General features: G+C 71.6%; 11 protein-coding genes. 8 read left to right on the forward strand and 3 right to left on the reverse strand.

Going from position 1 to position 17,485, the window contains the following annotated elements; translation table 11 throughout:
* Positions 1-27 precede the first annotated feature (27 nt).
* Positions 28-3,069, forward strand: coding sequence for an AAA family ATPase (locus ACIRD8_RS19920; RefSeq protein WP_403993492.1), 3,042 nt, complete (start codon positions 28-30; stop codon positions 3,067-3,069).
* A gap of 26 nt (positions 3,070-3,095) precedes the next feature.
* Here the strand turns inward: ACIRD8_RS19920 and ACIRD8_RS19925 are convergent, their stop codons facing one another.
* Together ACIRD8_RS19925 and ACIRD8_RS19930 are read right to left on the reverse strand one after the other, a co-directional pair.
* Positions 3,096-4,274, reverse strand: coding sequence for a PQQ-dependent sugar dehydrogenase (locus ACIRD8_RS19925; RefSeq protein ID WP_403992974.1), 1,179 nt, complete (start codon positions 4,272-4,274; stop codon positions 3,096-3,098).
* A 100-nt stretch (positions 4,275-4,374) separates the two neighbouring features.
* Positions 4,375-5,331, reverse strand: coding sequence for an aldo/keto reductase (locus ACIRD8_RS19930; RefSeq protein ID WP_403993495.1), 957 nt, complete (start codon positions 5,329-5,331; stop codon positions 4,375-4,377).
* Positions 5,332-5,461: 130 nt separating this feature from the next.
* Here ACIRD8_RS19930 and ACIRD8_RS19935 point away from each other — a divergent pair, with 130 nt between their 5' ends.
* The 6 genes from ACIRD8_RS19935 (at position 5,462) to serA (ending at position 15,131) form a co-directional block, all read left to right on the forward strand.
* On the forward strand, positions 5,462-6,412 hold the full coding sequence (locus ACIRD8_RS19935) for a 2-hydroxyacid dehydrogenase (RefSeq protein ID WP_403992976.1): 951 nt from the start codon (positions 5,462-5,464) through the stop codon (positions 6,410-6,412).
* Positions 6,413-6,679: 267 nt separating this feature from the next.
* Positions 6,680-9,505, forward strand: coding sequence for a putative bifunctional diguanylate cyclase/phosphodiesterase (locus ACIRD8_RS19940; protein ID WP_403992979.1), 2,826 nt, complete (start codon positions 6,680-6,682; stop codon positions 9,503-9,505).
* Positions 9,506-9,722: 217 nt separating this feature from the next.
* A complete protein-coding gene (locus ACIRD8_RS19945) occupies positions 9,723-11,579 on the forward strand; it encodes an acetolactate synthase large subunit (protein WP_403992982.1) in 1,857 nt (618 codons plus the stop codon).
* Positions 11,580-11,601: 22 nt separating this feature from the next.
* The gene (gene ilvN / locus ACIRD8_RS19950) at positions 11,602-12,129 is read left to right on the forward strand and encodes an acetolactate synthase small subunit (protein ID WP_099174327.1); all 528 of its coding nucleotides are present in this window, start codon (positions 11,602-11,604) and stop codon (positions 12,127-12,129) included.
* Positions 12,130-12,234: 105 nt separating this feature from the next.
* Complete coding sequence (gene ilvC / locus ACIRD8_RS19955; RefSeq protein WP_031091632.1) at positions 12,235-13,236, forward strand: ketol-acid reductoisomerase; 1,002 nt, start codon at positions 12,235-12,237, stop codon at positions 13,234-13,236.
* A 302-nt stretch (positions 13,237-13,538) separates the two neighbouring features.
* The gene (serA, locus tag ACIRD8_RS19960) at positions 13,539-15,131 is read left to right on the forward strand and encodes a phosphoglycerate dehydrogenase (RefSeq protein ID WP_403992984.1); all 1,593 of its coding nucleotides are present in this window, start codon (positions 13,539-13,541) and stop codon (positions 15,129-15,131) included.
* Between the two features lie 105 nt (positions 15,132-15,236).
* Here the strand turns inward: serA and ACIRD8_RS19965 are convergent, their stop codons facing one another.
* Entirely contained in the window at positions 15,237-16,376 is a 1,140-nt protein-coding gene (locus ACIRD8_RS19965; RefSeq protein WP_403992987.1) for a PucR family transcriptional regulator, read from the reverse strand.
* A gap of 177 nt (positions 16,377-16,553) precedes the next feature.
* Here ACIRD8_RS19965 and ACIRD8_RS19970 point away from each other — a divergent pair, with 177 nt between their 5' ends.
* Positions 16,554-17,480, forward strand: coding sequence for a proline dehydrogenase family protein (locus tag ACIRD8_RS19970; protein WP_403992990.1), 927 nt, complete (start codon positions 16,554-16,556; stop codon positions 17,478-17,480).
* Positions 17,481-17,485: the final 5 nt, after the last annotated feature.

Raw genomic sequence — 17,485 nt, forward strand, 5'->3', positions numbered from 1 at the left:
GCTGCCGGGGTGTCGTACACGTATGCGATGCTCAGCGGCGTGGAGACCAACACCGTCAGCCCCGTCTTCGTCGGCCGCGCCGGTGAACTCGCCGCGCTCACCGAGACGCTCGCCCGCGCCGCCGGCGGAGAACCGCAGGCCCTGCTCGTCGGCGGTGAGGCGGGCGTCGGCAAGACCCGGCTGGTCGAGGAGTTCATCACGGCGGCCTGCCGCAGGGACGCCGTGGTGGCCGTCGGAGGGTGCGTGGAGATCGGGGCCGACGGCCTGCCCTACGCCCCCTTCGCGACGGCGCTCCGTGCCCTGCGCCGGGCGCTGCCCGAGGAACTGACCGAGGCTCTGGCCGGGCAGGAGGGCGAGCTCGCCCGGCTGCTGCCCGAACTCGGCGAGGCCGACCGGGCCCCCGACGACGAGCACGGCACCGCCCGGCTCTTCGAGCTCGCCGCCCGGCTGCTGGAACGGGTCTCCGCCTCCCGTACGGTCGTCCTCGTCCTGGAGGACCTGCACTGGGCGGACGCCTCCACCCGCCATCTCCTCGCCTACCTCTTCCGCACCCTGCGCAGCGGCCGCCTCGTCGTGATCGGCACCTACCGCGCCGACGACGTCCACCGCCGCCACCCGCTGCGCCCGCTCCTCGCCGAGCTGGACCGGCTCCGCACGGTCCGCCGGATCGAACTCGACCGCTTCAGCCGCGCCGAGGTCGGCAGGCAGCTCACCGGGATCCTCGCGATGGTCCCCGACGCCGCGCTGGTCGACGACATCTTCGAACGCTCCGACGGCAACGCCTTCTTCGTCGAGGAGCTCGCCCGCAGCGTGGAGTGCTGCGGCGACAGCTCCGGGCTCTCCGACTCCCTCCGTGACCTCCTCCTGGTCCGCGTCGAGGCGCTCCCCGAGAACGCGCAGCGGATCGCCCGGATCATCGCCGAGGGCGGCTCCACGGTCGAGCACCCGCTCCTCGCCGCCGTCGCCGGCCTCTCCGAGGACGACCTCGACGAAGCGCTGCGGGCCGCGGTCGGCGCCAATCTGCTGCTGCCCGCCCCCGACACGGACGGATACCGCTTCCGGCACTCCCTGGTCCGGGAAGCCGTCAGCGACGACCTGCTGCCCGGCGAACGCACACGCCTCAACCGCCGCTACGCCGAAGCGCTGGAGGCCGACCCGTCGCTCGTACGCGCCGACGAGCGCGCCGCACGCCTCGCCAGCTACTGGTACGCCGCGCACGACGCGGTCAAGGCGCTGCCCGCGGTGCTCCAGGCAGCGGTGGCGGCCCGGCGCCGCTATGCGTACAGCGAGCAACTCCGGCTGCTGGAAAGGGCCATGGAGCTCTGGGACGACGTCCCCGACACCGTACGTGCCACCCTGCGGCCCCTCGACCACGCCGAGGCCTACCCGGGGTGCGGCTGCGAGCCGGCGGATCCGCTGCGCTACCTCGACCTGATGGCCGAGGCTACGGTGGCCGCCCGCTTCGGCGGTGATCGCGAACGGGCCCTGGCCGTCGCGAAGAAGGCGCTGCGCATCCTGGACCGGGAGATGGACCCGCTGCGCGCGGCGTGGTTCTGGGTGCAGCGCTCCCTGCTGACGCAGAGCCTCTCCCGGGGGGACGGCCGGGAGGAACTGGCCACCGCCGAGGAGCTGGTGCGGGGTCTGCGGCCGTCCGCCGTGCACGCCGATGTCCTGGCGTCCGTCGCCAGCTGGGGTGCCCTGCACCGGCCGGGACCCGAGACGCTGGTCGCGGCCGACCGGGCCGTGGAGTACGCCCGGCTCGTCGGCGAGGAGTCCATCGAGCTGCAGGCCAGGCTCACCCGTGGCTGGCTCACGATCGACGCGGGGGACGTCGAGGAGGGCCTCGCCGAGATGTACGCCGTCCGGGACCGGGCCGAGGAGCTGCACCTGGTGGGCGTCATGAGCCGTGCCGCCGTCAACCTGCCCTCCTCGCTGGAGTCCTGCGGCCGCTCCCTGGAGGCGGTGGCGGCCGCCGACCACGGCATCGCGATCTGCCACGGCCACGGGGTCCCCGAGTCCGAGGCCTGGACCCGGGCCAACCAGGCGCAGTCGTACTTCTCGCTGGGGTACTGGGAGGAGAGCGGGGCGGCGGCGGAGGCCGCGGCCCCGCTGGCCCGGTCCCGCAAGTCGAACGCCCTGGTGGCCGCCCGCCGCACGGATCTGGCCCTGGCCAAGGGGAACTTCGAGGAGGCCGAGGAGCAACTGGCCCTGAACCGCCGTCACCTCGGCCACGACCCGCAGCCGCAGCACCTGATCTGCCCGGTCCGGCACGCCATGGTCCTCGCGGCCCAGCAGGGCAGGCTCCCCGAGGCGCGGGCCGCGTTCGAGGCGCAGTCCGAGACCGGTCTGCCACCCGGAACCCAGCGGTACTCCCTGCCGCTGCTCCACGCCGCCGCGGCGATCGAGGCCGACGCACGCGGGCTGCCCGCCACCGACCCCGGGCGGCCGGCAATCCTGAAGCGCATCCGGGACCACCTCAAGCGGCTGCCGATGCTGGTGCCCGTCTGGGCGGCGTACGGGATGCTGATCGAGGCGGAACTGGCCCGCGCGGAAGGCGCGGACACCCCGGACCACTGGTGCCGCGCCGCCACCGCCTTCGCCACGCTCCAGCGCCCCTACGAGCTGGCCCAGATCCGTCACCACTGGGCGGAGGCGATCCTCACCGCGTCCGGTGACCGGACGCCCGCCGCGGCACTCCTGCGCGAAGCCCACGCGGAGGCGGTACGGCTGGGAGCGCGCCCGCTCGCGGAGAACGTCGAGCTGCTGGCCGGCCGGGCCCGTATCGCGCTCACCGGGCCGGGCGCCCCGGCCGAGGACGAAGCCTCCCGGCCCGACGCACCCGCCCCGGCGGTGGACGCCATCGAGTCGTTCGGGCTCACCTCGCGGGAACAGGAGGTGCACCGGCTGGTCGCGGCGGGATACACCAACCGCCGGATCGCGGAGGAGCTGTACATCTCGCCGAAGACCGCCAGCGTGCACGTCTCCAACATCCTCGCCAAGCTGAGCGTCTCCAGCCGTGGCGAGGCGGCCGCCCTGGCCCACAGGTTCCGGCTGTACACGGCGGTGTGAGACCGGGCGGGGCCCCGGGACGCGCGCTACCGCACCTTCAGGAGCAGGATCCTGTCGTCGCCCGGCTTCGCGGTGCCGCGGCCGTCCGTGTTGCTCGTGACCAGCCACAGCTTGTCGCCACCGGCGGCGAGCACCGTGCGCAGACGGCCGTACTTCCCGTCGAGGAACGACTGGGGGGCGGCCAGCGGCTCCCCGTCCGCCTTGCCCGACAGGGGGATCCGCCAGAGCCGCTCCCCCCGCAGCCCGGCCATCCAGATCGACCCCTCGGCGTACGCGATGCCGCTCGGCGAGGCCTCGGAGGTCTTCCACTGGGCCACCGGGTCGACGTAACCCGGCTTCCCCTTCTTGCCCTCGACATCGGGCCAGCCGTAGTTCTTGCCCGGCTCGATCAGATTCAGCTCGTCCCAGGTGTCCTGGCCGAACTCCGATGCCCAGAGCCGCTTCGAGCCGTCCCAGGCCAGGCCCTGCACATTGCGGTGCCCGTAGGAGTAGACCGGAGAGTCGGCTTCCGGATTGCCGTGCACCGGCTCACCGTCGGGCGTCATCCGCAGGATCTTGCCCGAGGGGGACGCCTTGTCCTGGGCGAGGCCCGTGTCACCCGTCTCGCCCGTGCCCGCGTACAGCATGCGGTCGGGACCGAACGCGATCCGGCCGCCGTTGTGGATGGCGCCCTTCGGGATGCCCCGGAGGATGGTGTCCGGGGCGCCCAGCTGCTGGCCCGGTGGCTTCTTCTCGTCGTACTGGAGGCGGGCGATGCGGTTGTCCGACTCGGTCGTGAAGTACACGTAGATCAGGTGGTCCGCGCCGAAGGTCGGGGGGACGGCGAGGCCGAGCAGGCCGCCCTCACCGGCGGGCGCGACCCCGGGCACCGAGCCCAGCAGAGTCTTCTCACCGCTCTCCCCGTCGATCCGGGTGATCGTCGCCTCGTCGCGCGAGCCGACCAGCAGATCACCCCCGGGCAGCGCCGCCAGGCCCCAGGGGGAGGCGAGGCCCTCCGTCAGGGTCTTCTCCACCTTGACCGAGCCCTTGGCCGGCGGCAGGTCCGCCGACGGGCTCGCCGATGCCGGAGCGGACGTGGCGCTCGCCGGGGGCGAGGAGGCGCCCTCACCGGCCGCCGGGCCGTCATCGGACGAGCAGGCGGACAGCAGGAGGGAGGCCGAGGCGAGCAGGGCCACGATCCCCTTGCGCAGTACGGGAGTTTGCACAGCACCGATCCTTTCGACGGTCGCACGACTACTGTTCTTACACGCCGCCCGGCCCCGGGTTACCGATCTCCGCCCATTCTCCCGCTTCCGGCGTTCCGGTTCAGTCCCACGAGCCGAGGGCCCGCGGCAGCCCCGCGATCTCGGCCAGGTCCCGGTCCGTGAGCACCAGCCCCGCCGCCCCCGCGTTCTCCACGGCCCACTGCTCCCGCTTCGCGCCGGGCACGGGCACCACATGCCGGCCCTGCCGCAGGACCCATGCCAGAGCCACCTGCGCGGGGGTGGCACCGTGCCGCTCACCGACCCTGCGCAGCCCCGACACCACCGGCTGGTTGGCCGCCATCATCTCCGCGGTGAAACGGGGGTGCCTGGCCCGCGGATCGTCCGGCTCGAACCCCTGGCCGGGCTTGAGCGTCCCCGTGAGATAGCCGCTGCCCAGCGGCATCGCCGCCAGCACACCCACGCCCCGGGCCGCGCACCACGGCAGCAGGTCCTCCAGCGCCTGGGGCGACCACACGGAGAGTTCCGCCTGGACCGCGCTGACGGGAAAGACCTGCTGCATGCGCTCCAGCTGCCGGATGGTCCCGTCGTGCATCCGCGCCCCCGGCCCGCGACCCGCCCTGGCGCCCACCGCGCACAGCCCGAGCGCCCGTACCTTGCCCGCCGTCACCAGGTCGGCCATCGCGCCCCAGGTCTCCTCGACCGGCACCTCGGGATCCGCCCGGTGCAGCTGGTAGAGATCGATCACATCGGTCTGGAGCCGTCGCAGCGAGGCGTCGCAGGCCCGGCGCACGTACCCGGGCCGCCCGTTGGCCACGATGTGCTGATCGCCCACCAGCAGACCGCACTTGGTGGAGAGGAAGGCCTCGGACCGGCGGCCCTTGAGCGCCCGGCCGACGAGCAGCTCGTTGGTGAAGGGCCCGTACATGTCGGCGGTGTCGAGCAGTTGGACGCCCGCGTCCAGCGCGGCGTGCACGGTCCGCAGCGAGCGGTCACCGCGCTGCTGCGACGTGGTGTAGGCCCAGCTCATCGGCATACAGCCCAGCCCGACCGCACCCACGGCGAGCGCCGCCGCACCGATAGTCCTGCGCTCCAACTCCCCGAACCCTTCCTCGGTCCCGTGATCACGGGGCCACCAGCACCCCAAAGTAACCTCTGCGGTTTCTTGCCCTTCGCATAGCCTCCTGACCATGACTTCTACATCTGCCACCGACGTATGGCTGCCGTTCGCCGCCGATGAGATCGAGGGGCTCCCCGAGGGCCTCGACTACCGTTTCTGGGACGGCGGCCGGGAGTACCCGGCGGATCCCGCCGACTGCGCGTTCTACGTCGTTCCGTACATGAAGGGCCCGGAGGTCGCGGTCCGTCCGCTCAAGGGGATGCGGTCCGTCCAGGTCGTCCAGACGCTCTCCGCCGGCATCGACCACGTGGAGCCGGGGCTCGGACTGCTGCCCGCCGGAGTGCGGCTGTGCAACGCCAAGGGTGTGCACGAGGCCTCGACGGCCGAGCTCGCACTGGCCCTGGTCCTCGCCTCGCTCCGGGGGTTCCCCGGCTTCGCGGAGGGCCAGGAGAAGGAGGAGTGGCGGTCCGGCTTCTACCCGGCGCTCGCCGACAAGTCCGTCCTCGTGGTGGGGTACGGATCGATCGGCGCGGCCATCGAGGACCGGCTCGAACCCTTCGAGTGCGCGCGGGTGGTGCGCGTCGCACGCTCCGCACGGACAACCGCGCGCGGCCCCGTACACGCGATCGACGAGCTTCCCGCCCTGCTTCCCGAGGCCGACGTCGTCATCCTGTCCACTCCGCTGAACCCGTCCACACAAGGGCTGGTGGGCCCCGGCTTCCTCGCCGCGATGCGGGACGGCGCCCTGCTGGTGAACGTCGCGCGGGGCGGCGTCGTCGACACCGCCGCCCTGCTGGCCGAACTCGAGTCCGGGCGGCTGCGTGCCGCGCTCGACGTGACCGATCCCGAACCGCTGCCCGCCGGCCACCCGCTCTGGCATGCTCCCCACACACTGATCACCCCTCATGTGGGCGGCAGCACCTCCGCGTTCCTGCCGCGGGCCAAGCGGCTGCTGGCCGGACAGCTCACCCGCTTCGCCGCGGGGGAGCCGGTCGGCAACCTCGTGCTCACCACCGGCTGACCACGCTCCGGAGCGGGCCGGCCGCACTACGTTCCGGTAATGTTCCAGGTGGTAACGGAGAGTAGAGAAGCTATGTCCCTGAGTGACGACTCTGGTGTATCGTCCCAAGGGGGGCTGCGCCGTGGAAGGGACGGCGTCGGAGGGGAAGCGGAACGCGAGGGGGCGACGGGCGATGTTCGGCCAGTGGAGAGACGATCCGACGCGACGGGGCGGGCAGACGGGTCCAGCGGCAGCGAGGGCGCCGGGGACGGCCCGTGGAGCTCTCCGGTGAGCGCCCTCGGGACCCTGCTCTCCCGGCAGCCGGCCACCGGGCGGGCTGCGGGGCTGCGCTCCCAGCTCGTCCTCGGTGCCGTCTGCGCGGGATACGCGGTGGGGGCCGCGTTCGGCTGGGGATCACCCGGAGTCGCTCTGTTCATGGGTGACTTCGGCCTCTGTGCCGCCGCCCTGATCGCCGCGGTCTCGTGCTTCCTCTACGCCCGTTCCGGCGGAAGCCGGTTCCGGCCCGCCTGGCTCCTGTTCTCCCTCTCCTCGGCCATGGCGGCCGGAGGCAACGCCGTCTGGGGGTGGTACGAGGTGGTGCTGAGGCGCCCGGTGCCCTCCCCCTCCCTCGCCGACCTCTTCTTCCTCTGCTTCGCGCCGCCCGCCATCGTCGGGCTGCTCGTCCTGGCCAAGCGCCCCGTCACCCGGGCCGGCTGGGTCTGTCTGGTGCTGGACGCCTGGCTGATCGGCGGATCCCTGCTGACGCTCTCCTGGAGCCTCGCGCTGGCCCACACCGCCCACATGGCCAACGCCGCGGGCGAGAGCGTGGCCAGGGCGGCACTCTCGCTGGCCTACCCGCTGCTCGACATCGTGCTGGTCTCCATGGTCCTCGCGCTGCACTTCCGGCGGGTCAACGTGAACCGCTCCGCGGTCAACACCGCCATCGCGGGCCTCGCCCTGACCGTGCTGTGCGACGCCCTGTTCACGGCCCCGCTGCTGCGCTCGGCGTACCAGTCGGGCCAACTGCTGGACGCCGGCTGGTTCGCCGGTTCCCTGCTCCTCGCGTACGCCCCCTGGGGCGCCCGCCGCAGCCAGGACAACGCTGTCGAGGCCCCGGAGGCGCGACCCGTGAGCCGCCCGATCGCCGGGTCCCTCGCCGCGCTCACGCCCTACCTGGCCGCGGCGGTCTGCACGCTCGGCATCCTGTACAACGTGGTGGAGGGCCGCAGGGTCGACCGTGTCGTGGTCCTCACCGGCTGCACGGTCGTGCTCGCCCTGGTCCTGCGGCAGGCCATCATGCTCCTCGACAACGTCGCGCTCACCCAGGAACTCGCCCAGAAGGAGAACCACTTCCGCTCCCTGGTGCAGGGTTCCAGCGACGTCATCATGATCGCCGAGCCCAGCGGTGTGCTCCGCTACGTCAGCCCCGCGGCGGCCGGGGTCTACCGCCGGGACGCCGAGGACCTCGTCGGCGCGGAGCTGTCCTCGATCATCCACCCAGACGACCTCGGGGGAGTGGTCCACGAGCTGCGGCGCTTCCTCGCCGCACCGCCCCGGGAGGAGCCCACCACCCGGATCGAGTGCCGCTTCGGATCGGGCACCGGGGACTGGCTCCACGTCGAGTCCACCGTCAACCGCCACCAGGGCGGCCTGCTGCTCAACAGCCGCGACGTCACCGAGCGGGTCAGGCTGCAGGCGCAGCTCCAGCACAACGCCGAGCACGACCCGCTCACCGACCTGCCCAACCGCTCGCTGTTCACCACCCGGGTCGGCCAGGCGCTCGGGGGCCGCCGGTCCGGCGACCCGGGCACCGCCGTGCTCTTCATCGACCTCGACGGCTTCAAGGCGGTCAACGACTCCATCGGCCACCAGGCGGGCGACGAACTCCTCGTCCAGGCCGCGCGCCGCCTCCAGGAATCCGTGCGCACCTCGGACACCGCCGCCCGCCTCGGCGGCGACGAGTTCGCCGCGCTCATCGTCGGCGACGGCACCCGCGACCAGGCCGCCAGGGAGTACCAGGTCCACGAGATCGCCGACCGGCTGCGCCTCAGGCTCTCCCAGCCGTACCGGATCGGCACCGGCGACGTCCGGGTGGCCGCCTCCATCGGGGTCGCCTTCGCCGAGCCCTCCATCACGCCCAAGGACCTCATGCGCAACGCCGACCTCGCCATGTACCGGGCGAAGGCGGGCGGCAAGGACCGGGTCGAGCTGTACGCCCCCCAGATGCAGGCGGACGTCGTGCGCCGCTCCGAGCTCGCGGCGCGGCTGCGCACCGCCCTGCGCGACGGCGAGTTCGCGCTGCTCCACCAGCCCGTCGTCCACCTGGCCAGCGGCACGGTCGCGGCCGTCGCCGCCCAGGCCCGCTGGCGCTCCGCCCAGGGCATCCTGTTCACCCCCGCCGAATTCCTCCGCGTCTCCGAGGACAGCGACCGCGCCGCCGAGCTGGGCACCTGGCTGCTGGAGGAGGCGGTCGAACAGGCCGCGGACCGGGCCAGGGCCGGGCACCCGGTCTCCGTCTCCGTCCGGGTGTCGGCCGCCCGGCTGCTGGACCGCGCCCTGCCCCCCGGATCCGTCGAAGCGCTCCTCACCCGGCACGGGCTGCCCTCCGGCGCCCTGATGATCGAAGTGGCCGACAGTGACCCGCGGGTCTCCTTCGACGAGCTGGAGCAGCGGCTGGTCGCGCTGCGCCGCCTCGGTGTCCGTATCGCTCTCGACGGCTTCGGCAGCGGGTACGCGGCGGTCAACGCCCTGCGCCGGCTCCCCATCGACGTACTGAAGCTGGACCGGTGTCTGGTGGAGGGCGTCGTCGAGTCCGCGCGGCTGCACAAGATCACCAGCGGGCTGCTGCGCATCGCCGGAGACCTCGGTATGCAGTCCGTGGCCGACGGCGTGGACGTGCCCGAACAGGTGCGCGCGCTGAGGGCCATGGGGTGCACGCACGGGCAGGGGATGGCCTTCGCCGGGCCGCTCGACGAGTACCGGCTGCGGCGCACCCTGATCCGGGGGAAGTACCCGGTCCCGGGCATCGTCCCGGCCGTTCAGCCGGTCCTCGCGGGCGGCGGGATCCCGCTCCAGAGCCGCTCACATGATGAGACTCCCGTCCCACCCACTTGACACCGTGTGCGTGCCGGAGAGAGGGTCAATGCCATGCGCACCCGAATTCTCGTACTTGGAAAGCGCGTCGGCTGAAGCAGGGTCACTCATGGACACCTTGCAGACCGCACCGGCGCGCTCCCCTCGCTTGCCTCACGGCACGAGGGGTTTTTTGTTGCACCGGGACCTGTCAAAACCCCGCAAAAACACCGCATAAACCCTCAGCTTCGAGAAGAGAATGCCGATGACCGAGCAGGCCACCGGGGCCCAGCACCCGCAGCCGCGGGCCCGTAACGGCGGACCGTCCTCCGCCTCCGTTGAGCACCTCACGGGCGCGCAGTCCCTCATCCGTTCTCTCGAGGAAGTCGGCGCCGACACGGTATTCGGCCTCCCCGGCGGCTGCATCCTTCCGGCGTACGACCCGCTGATGGACTCCACCCGGGTCCGCCACATCCTCGTCCGTCACGAGCAGGGCGCGGGCCACGCGGCCACCGGCTACGCACAGGCCACCGGCAAGGTCGGTGTCTGCATGGTCACCTCGGGGCCCGGTGCCACCAACCTGGTCACCCCGATCGCCGACGCCGCCATGGACTCCGTGCCCATGGTCGCGATCACCGGCCAGGTGGCCTCCGCCGCCATCGGTACGGACGCCTTCCAGGAAGCCGACATCTGCGGCATCACCATGCCGATCACCAAGCACAACTTCCTGGTCACCCGCGCCGAGGACATCGCGCACACGATCGCCGAGGCCTTCCACATCGCCTCCACCGGCCGTCCGGGGCCCGTCCTCGTCGACATCGCCAAGGACGCGCTGCAGTCGAAGACCACCTTCAGCTGGCCGCCGACGATGGACCTGCCCGGCTACCGGCCCGTCACCAAGCCGCACGCCAAGCAGATCCGCGAGGCAGCCAAGCTCATCACCCAGGCCAAGCGCCCGGTGCTGTACGTCGGCGGCGGTGTCATGAAGGCCGGCGCCACCGCGGAGCTGAAGGTCCTGGCAGAGCTCACCGGAGCGCCCGTCACCACCACCCTGATGGCGCTCGGCTCCTTCCCCGACAGCCACCCGCTGCACGTGGGAATGCCCGGCATGCACGGTTCGGTCACCGCCGTCACCGCGCTGCAGAAGGCCGACCTGATCGTCGCGCTCGGGGCCAGGTTCGACGACCGCGTCACCGGCAAGCTGGACAGCTTCGCCCCGTACGCCAAGATCGTCCACGCGGACATCGACCCGGCCGAGATCGGCAAGAACCGCGCCGCCGACGTCCCGATCGTCGGTGACGCCCGCGAGGTCATCGCCGACCTCGTCCAGGCGGTCCAGGCCGAGCACACCGAGGGCAACACCGGCGACTACGCCGCCTGGTGGAAGGACCTCAACCGCTGGCGCGAGACCTACCCGGTCGGCTACGACCTGCCGGAGGACGGCAGCCTCTCGCCGCAGCAGGTCATCCAGCGCATCGGTGAACTCGCCCCCGAGGGCACGATCTTCGCGGCGGGCGTCGGCCAGCACCAGATGTGGGCCTCGCACTTCATCCAGTACGAGCAGCCCGCCACCTGGCTCAACTCCGGCGGCGCCGGGACCATGGGCTACGCCGTCCCGGCCGCCATGGGCGCCAAGGCCGGCATGCCCGAGCGCGCGGTCTGGGCGATCGACGGCGACGGCTGCTTCCAGATGACCAACCAGGAACTCACCACCTGCGCCCTCAACAACATCCCGATCAAGGTCGCCATCATCAACAACGGCGCGCTCGGGATGGTCCGCCAGTGGCAGACCCTGTTCTACAACCAGCGGTACTCCAACACCGTGCTGCACTCCGGCCCGGACGCGGACGGCAACGCCGCCAGAGGCACCCGCGTCCCGGACTTCGTCAAGCTGTCCGAGGCCATGGGCTGCTACGCCATCCGCTGCGAGGACCCGGCCGACCTGGACAAGGTCATCGCCGAGGCCAACGCGATCAACGACCGCCCGGTCGTCATCGACTTCATCGTCCACGAGGACGCCATGGTGTGGCCGATGGTCGCCGCCGGCACCTCCAACGACGAGGTCATGGCAGCGCGGGGCGTCCGCCCCGACTTCGGCGACAACGAAGACGACTGAGAGACAGAGAGAGACCGACTCCATGTCCACCAAGCACACGCTCTCCGTCCTGGTCGAGAACAAGCCCGGAGTCCTCGCCCGGATCACGGCCCTGTTCTCCCGGCGCGGCTTCAACATCGACTCGCTCGCGGTCGGTACCACCGAACATCCCGACATCTCACGCATCACCATTGTCGTGAATGTCGAGGGCCTGCCCCTGGAGCAGGTGACCAAGCAGCTCAACAAGCTGGTCAACGTCCTGAAGATCGTCGAACTCGAGCCCGCCGCAGCGATCCAGCGCGAGCTCGTCCTGGTGAAGGTCCGCGCAGACAACGAGACCCGCTCCCAGATCGTCGAGATCGTCCAGCTGTTCCGCGCCAAGACCGTGGACGTCTCCCCGGAGGCCGTCACGATCGAGGCGACAGGGGGTGCCGACAAGCTGGAGGCCATGCTCAAGATGCTCGAACAGTTCGGCATCAAGGAGCTCGTCCAGTCCGGCACCATCGCCATAGGGCGCGGCGCGCGCTCGATCACCGACCGTTCCCTGCGCGCACTCGACCGCTCGGCGTAACCCTCACGGGCCGCCTCGCCGCTCGTATGGCGAGACCCGGCAACGTATCCGACGCACCCCGCCGTACGGTGGGACGCAACACCTGCACACCAAGGAGAAGACCCAGTGGCCGAGCTGTTCTACGACGACGATGCCGACCTGTCCATCATCCAGGGCCGTAAGGTCGCGGTCCTCGGTTACGGCAGCCAGGGGCACGCCCACGCGCTGTCGCTGCGTGACTCGGGTGTCGACGTCCGTGTCGGTCTGCACGAGGGCTCGAAGTCCAAGGCCAAGGCCGAGGAGCAGGGCCTGCGCGTGGTGACCCCGTCCGAGGCCGCCGCCGAGGCCGACGTCATCATGATCCTCGTCCCGGACCCGATCCAGGCCCAGGTCTACGAGGAGTCCGTCAAGGACAACCTCAAGGACGGCGACGCGCTGTTCTTCGGCCACGGCCTGAACATCCGCTTCGACTTCATCAAGCCGCCGGCCAACGTCGACGTCTGCATGGTCGCCCCGAAGGGCCCGGGCCACCTGGTCCGCCGCCAGTACGAGGAAGGCCGCGGCGTCCCGTGCATCGTGGCCGTCGAGCAGGACGCCTCGGGCAAGGGCCTGGAGCTCGCCCTCTCCTACGCGAAGGGCATCGGCGGCACGCGCGCCGGCGTCATCAAGACGACCTTCACCGAGGAGACCGAGACCGACCTGTTCGGTGAGCAGGCCGTCCTCTGCGGTGGCACCGCCGCCCTGGTCAAGGCCGGTTTCGAGACGCTGACCGAGGCCGGCTACCAGCCGGAGATCGCGTACTTCGAGTGCCTCCACGAGCTGAAGCTCATCGTCGACCTCATGTACGAGGGCGGCCTGGAGAAGATGCGCTGGTCCATCTCGGAGACCGCCGAGTGGGGCGACTACGTCACCGGCCCGCGCATCATCACGGACGCCACCAAGGCCGAGATGAAGAAGGTCCTGGCCGAGATCCAGGACGGCACCTTCGCCAAGGCGTGGATGGCCGAGTACCACAACGGTCTGCCCAAGTACAACGAGTACAAGAAGGCCGACAGCGAGTCCCTGCTGGAGACCACCGGCAAGGAGCTCCGCAAGCTCATGAGCTGGGTCGACAACGAGGACGCCTGAGTTCTCGCCGGGGGGCAGGTCCGTCACGGGCCTGCCCCCCGGCGCACGGCCGGCCTCGCACCCCGTGTCACTGCGGGGAGAGGTGGGTGGCAGGGGGCGGCGCCGTACGTCTGTACAGCCCGTCCACCCCGTGCGGGTGATCCTTCCACCGGGGCGCAGTGTGTGCCCGGCCGCATGACTACACTCTCACCAACACATACACGCGTCAGGGCCCACAGTGTCGTGCGTCTTCCACGCGGCTAGCCCCTCCACCGCCTGCGGCCGTCGGGACGGCCGTCCGCACTGGACTTGTGAGGACACACGTGAGCTCGAAACCTGTCGTACTCATCGCCGAAGAGCTGTCGCCCGCCACGGTCGACGCTCTGGGTCCGGATTTCGAGATCCGGCACTGCAACGGCGCGGACCGCGCCGAACTCCTCCCCGCGATCGCCGACGTCGACGCGATCCTGGTGCGCTCCGCCACCAAGGTCGACGCCGAGGCCATCGCCGCGGCGAAGCAGCTCAAGGTCGTCGCCCGCGCGGGCGTCGGTCTGGACAACGTCGACGTCTCCTCGGCCACCAAGGCCGGCGTGATGGTCGTCAACGCGCCGACGTCCAACATCGTCACCGCCGCCGAGCTCGCCTGCGGTCTGCTCGTGGCCACCGCGCGCAACATCCCGCAGGCCAACACCGCCCTGAAGAACGGCGAGTGGAAGCGGTCCAAGTACACGGGTGTCGAGCTCAGCGAGAAGACCCTCGGCGTCGTCGGCCTCGGCCGCATCGGCGTCCTGGTCGCGCAGCGCATGTCGGCCTTCGGCATGAAGATCGTCGCGTACGACCCCTATGTGCAGCCCGCGCGCGCCGCGCAGATGGGCGTCAAGCTCCTCACGCTGGACGAGCTGCTCGAGGTCTCCGACTTCATCACGGTGCACCTCCCCAAGACCCCCGAGACGCTCGGCCTGATCGGTGACGACGCGCTGCACAAGGTCAAGCCCTCGGTGCGCATCGTCAACGCCGCGCGCGGCGGCATCGTCGACGAGGAGGCGCTCGCCTCCGCCCTCAAGGAGGGCCGGGTAGCCGGCGCCGGTCTGGACGTGTACACCAAGGAGCCCTGCACGGACTCCCCGCTGTTCCAGTTCGACCAGGTCGTCTGCACCCCGCACCTCGGCGCCTCCACCGACGAGGCGCAGGAGAAGGCGGGCATCGCGGTCGCCAAGTCCGTCCGCCTGGCGCTCGCCGGTGAGCTCGTGCCCGACGCGGTCAACGTCCAGGGCGGCGTCATCGCCGAGGACGTGCGCCCCGGCCTGCCGCTCGCCGAGAAGCTCGGCCGGATCTTCACCGCGCTCGCGGGCGAGGTCGCGGCCCGCCTCGACGTCGAGGTGTACGGCGAGATCACCCAGCACGACGTGAAGGTGCTCGAACTCTCCGCGCTCAAGGGCGTCTTCGAGGACGTCGTCGACGAGACCGTCAGCTACGTCAACGCCCCGCTGTTCGCGCAGGAGCGCGGTGTCGAGGTCCGCCTCACCACCAGCTCCGAGTCGCCGGACCACCGCAACGTGGTGACCGTCCGCGGCACCCTGTCGAGCGGCGAGGAGGTCGCGGTCTCCGGCACGCTGGCCGGCCCCAAGCACCTCCAGAAGATCGTCGCGATCGGCGAGCACGACGTGGACCTGGCGCTCGCCGACCACATGGTCGTCCTGCGCTACGAGGACCGTCCCGGCGTCGTCGGCGCGGTCGGCAAGATCCTCGGCGAGGCCGGGCTGAACATCGCCGGCATGCAGGTCTCGCGGCAGGACGCGGGTGGCGAGGCGCTGGTCGTCCTCACCGTCGACGACACCATCCCGCAGTCGGTGCTCAACGAGATCGCCGACGAGATCGGCGCGGCCTCGGCCCGCTCGGTGAACCTCACCGACTGACCGGACCCCGCACGCAGGACCGCATACGCGACGACCGCGCCCGGCGGACAGATCCCACTCTGTCCGCCGGGCGCGGTCGTACGTGGTCCCCGGGGCGCCGCACGCTCACAGCCGGGCCTGTTTCAGCGCCATGTGCAGCAGCAGCCGGTCCTCGCCGTCGTTCAGGTCGAGGCCGGTGAGCTGCTGGACGCGGGCGAGCCGGTAGTACAGCGTCTGGCGGTGGATGCCCAGCTCGGTGGCGGTCCGGCTCGCCTGGCCCGCGCGGTCGAGGAACACCTCGGCGGTGCGGGCCAGCTCCGCGTGGGGCGGGGTCAGCAGGGGGCGGACGGCCGGGTCCGGCGCGGTGCCCGGGGTGCGGGGGAGGGCGGCCAGGAGCCGGTACGGGCCGATGGCCGACCAGTCGGCGACCGGGCCGAAGCGGGATTCCGCCGAGGCCGCGCGGGCCGCGGACAGGGCCTCGTGCCAGGAGTCGGCCAGCTCCGTCAGACCCCGGCGGGCGGCGGCGAGACCGGCGGTCGCGGCGGGTCCCGCGGTGGTGCGCAGCCGCTCCGCGGCAGTCGTCGCCGGGTCGAGCGCCTCGGCGGAACGCAGCCGGACCAGGGCGGCCAGGGCCTGGCCACCGGCCCGGGGCACCGTGGCGAGGGCCGCCGCCGACGGCACCGTACGCACGGAGGGGGGCCCGCCCGGCCACGGGGTCACGCACACCACCGTGTGCAGCCCCTCCGCGTCGGCCCCCAGGGCGTCGTGCAGTGCGGCCACCGCCATGTCGCGCTGCCAGCCGCGCCCGGCGACGAGCACCGCGCCGAGCTCCCGCGACAGGTCCGCGCCCGCGCGCTCCTCGTCGGCGAGCAGCGCGCCGATCCTGGCCGCCACGTCCATCGCCGCGGCCAGCTGCCCGTCGGTCGGACCCGGGTCGGCGTCCAGCAGCCATACGTAGCCCAGGACGACACCCCGATGGCGTACCGGAAGGCAGATGCGGTCCCGGTACACCCCGGCCTCCGGTGCGGCCGGGATACGGACCGGGCCCGTCGCACGGGTGATGCCGAAGCCCTCGAACCAGGCGCGGACCGCCGGTGTGGAGCGCCGGGTGAGGATCGAGCGCGTACGGACGGGGTCCATGGCGGTGTCGTCGTCGCTGTCGTGGGCGCCGAAGGCGACCAGGCCGAAGTCGCGGTTCTCCAGGGTCGCGGGGGCGCTGAGCAGCGCGGAGATCTCGTCGACCAGCTCCTGGTAATCGCCCTTCACCCCGCCATTCTCGCACCCCTTCAGACATATGTCTGAGATCCAGTACACGGATGCGTGACAGCTGTCGATGGCAGGCGGGTACCCGGGTCCCTAGATTTCACAGTGGTTCTCCGTGCCGTCCCGGTCCGTTCACATCCGTACCGTTCCGGCCTCTTTCGTACTCCGTGGAGGTGCCCCGTGCTGGGTCCCGTGATTCTCGCCGCGTCACGCAGCGACAAGATGCGTCGTTTCATCTCGGCCGCGCCCGGCACCAAGCAGGTCGTCGACCGCTTCATCGCCGGTGAGAGCGTCGACCAGGTCGTCCCCGTCATCCAGGACGCGGCTTCCAAGGGCCTTGAGGTCACCCTCGACGTCGTGGGTGAGGACATCACCACCCCCGAGCAGGCCGCCGCCGCGCGCGACGCCTATCTGGAGCTCGTCGGCCGCCTCAAGGAGCTGGGGCTCGGCGCCCGCGCCGAGATGTCCGTCAAGCTGTCGATGTTCGGCCAGGCGCTGGAGAACGGCCACGAGCTGGCCCTCGCCAACGTCCGCCCCGTCGTCGAGGCCGCCGCCGCGATCGGCACCACGGTCACGCTGGACGCCGAGGACCACACCACCCTCGACTCGATGTTCGCCATCCACGAGGAGCTGCGGAAGGACTTCCCGCAGACCGGCTGCGTGATCCAGTCCTACCTGTTCCGCACCGAGGCCGACGCACGCCGCCTCGCCGCCGCGGGCAGCCGGGTCCGGCTGGTGAAGGGCGCCTACAAGGAGCCCGCCTCCGTCGCGTACCAGAGCAAGCCGGAGATCGACAAGGCGTACGTCCGCATCCTGAAGACGCTGATGCTGGGCGAGGGCTACCCGATGATCGGCTCCCACGACCCCCGTCTCATCGCCATCGGCCAGGAGCTCGCGCGCCAGGCCGGGCGCAAACTGGACGAGTACGAGTTCCAGATGCTGTACGGCATCCGCAGCGAGGAGCACGTCCGGCTCGCGGCCGAGGGCCACCGGATGCGCGTCTACACGGCGTACGGCACCGACTGGTACGGATACTTCATGCGCCGCCTCGCGGAGAAGCCGGCCAACCTGCTCTTCTTCGCCCGCTCCGTCGTCACCAAGGGCTGACCTGC

This window comes from Streptomyces sp. NPDC102451, assembly GCF_044765485.1.
Taxonomy (GTDB): domain Bacteria; phylum Actinomycetota; class Actinomycetes; order Streptomycetales; family Streptomycetaceae; genus Streptomyces.

Coding starts and splice junctions, on each gene's coding strand:
- ACIRD8_RS19935 (WP_403992976.1), top strand. CDS start 5,462: ATGACTTCTACATCTGCCACCGACGTATGGCTGCCGTTCGCCGCCGAT.
- ACIRD8_RS19920 (WP_403993492.1), top strand. CDS start 28: ATGCTCAGCGGCGTGGAGACCAACACCGTCAGCCCCGTCTTCGTCGGC.
- ilvN (WP_099174327.1), top strand. CDS start 11,602: ATGTCCACCAAGCACACGCTCTCCGTCCTGGTCGAGAACAAGCCCGGA.
- ACIRD8_RS19945 (WP_403992982.1), top strand. CDS start 9,723: ATGCCGATGACCGAGCAGGCCACCGGGGCCCAGCACCCGCAGCCGCGG.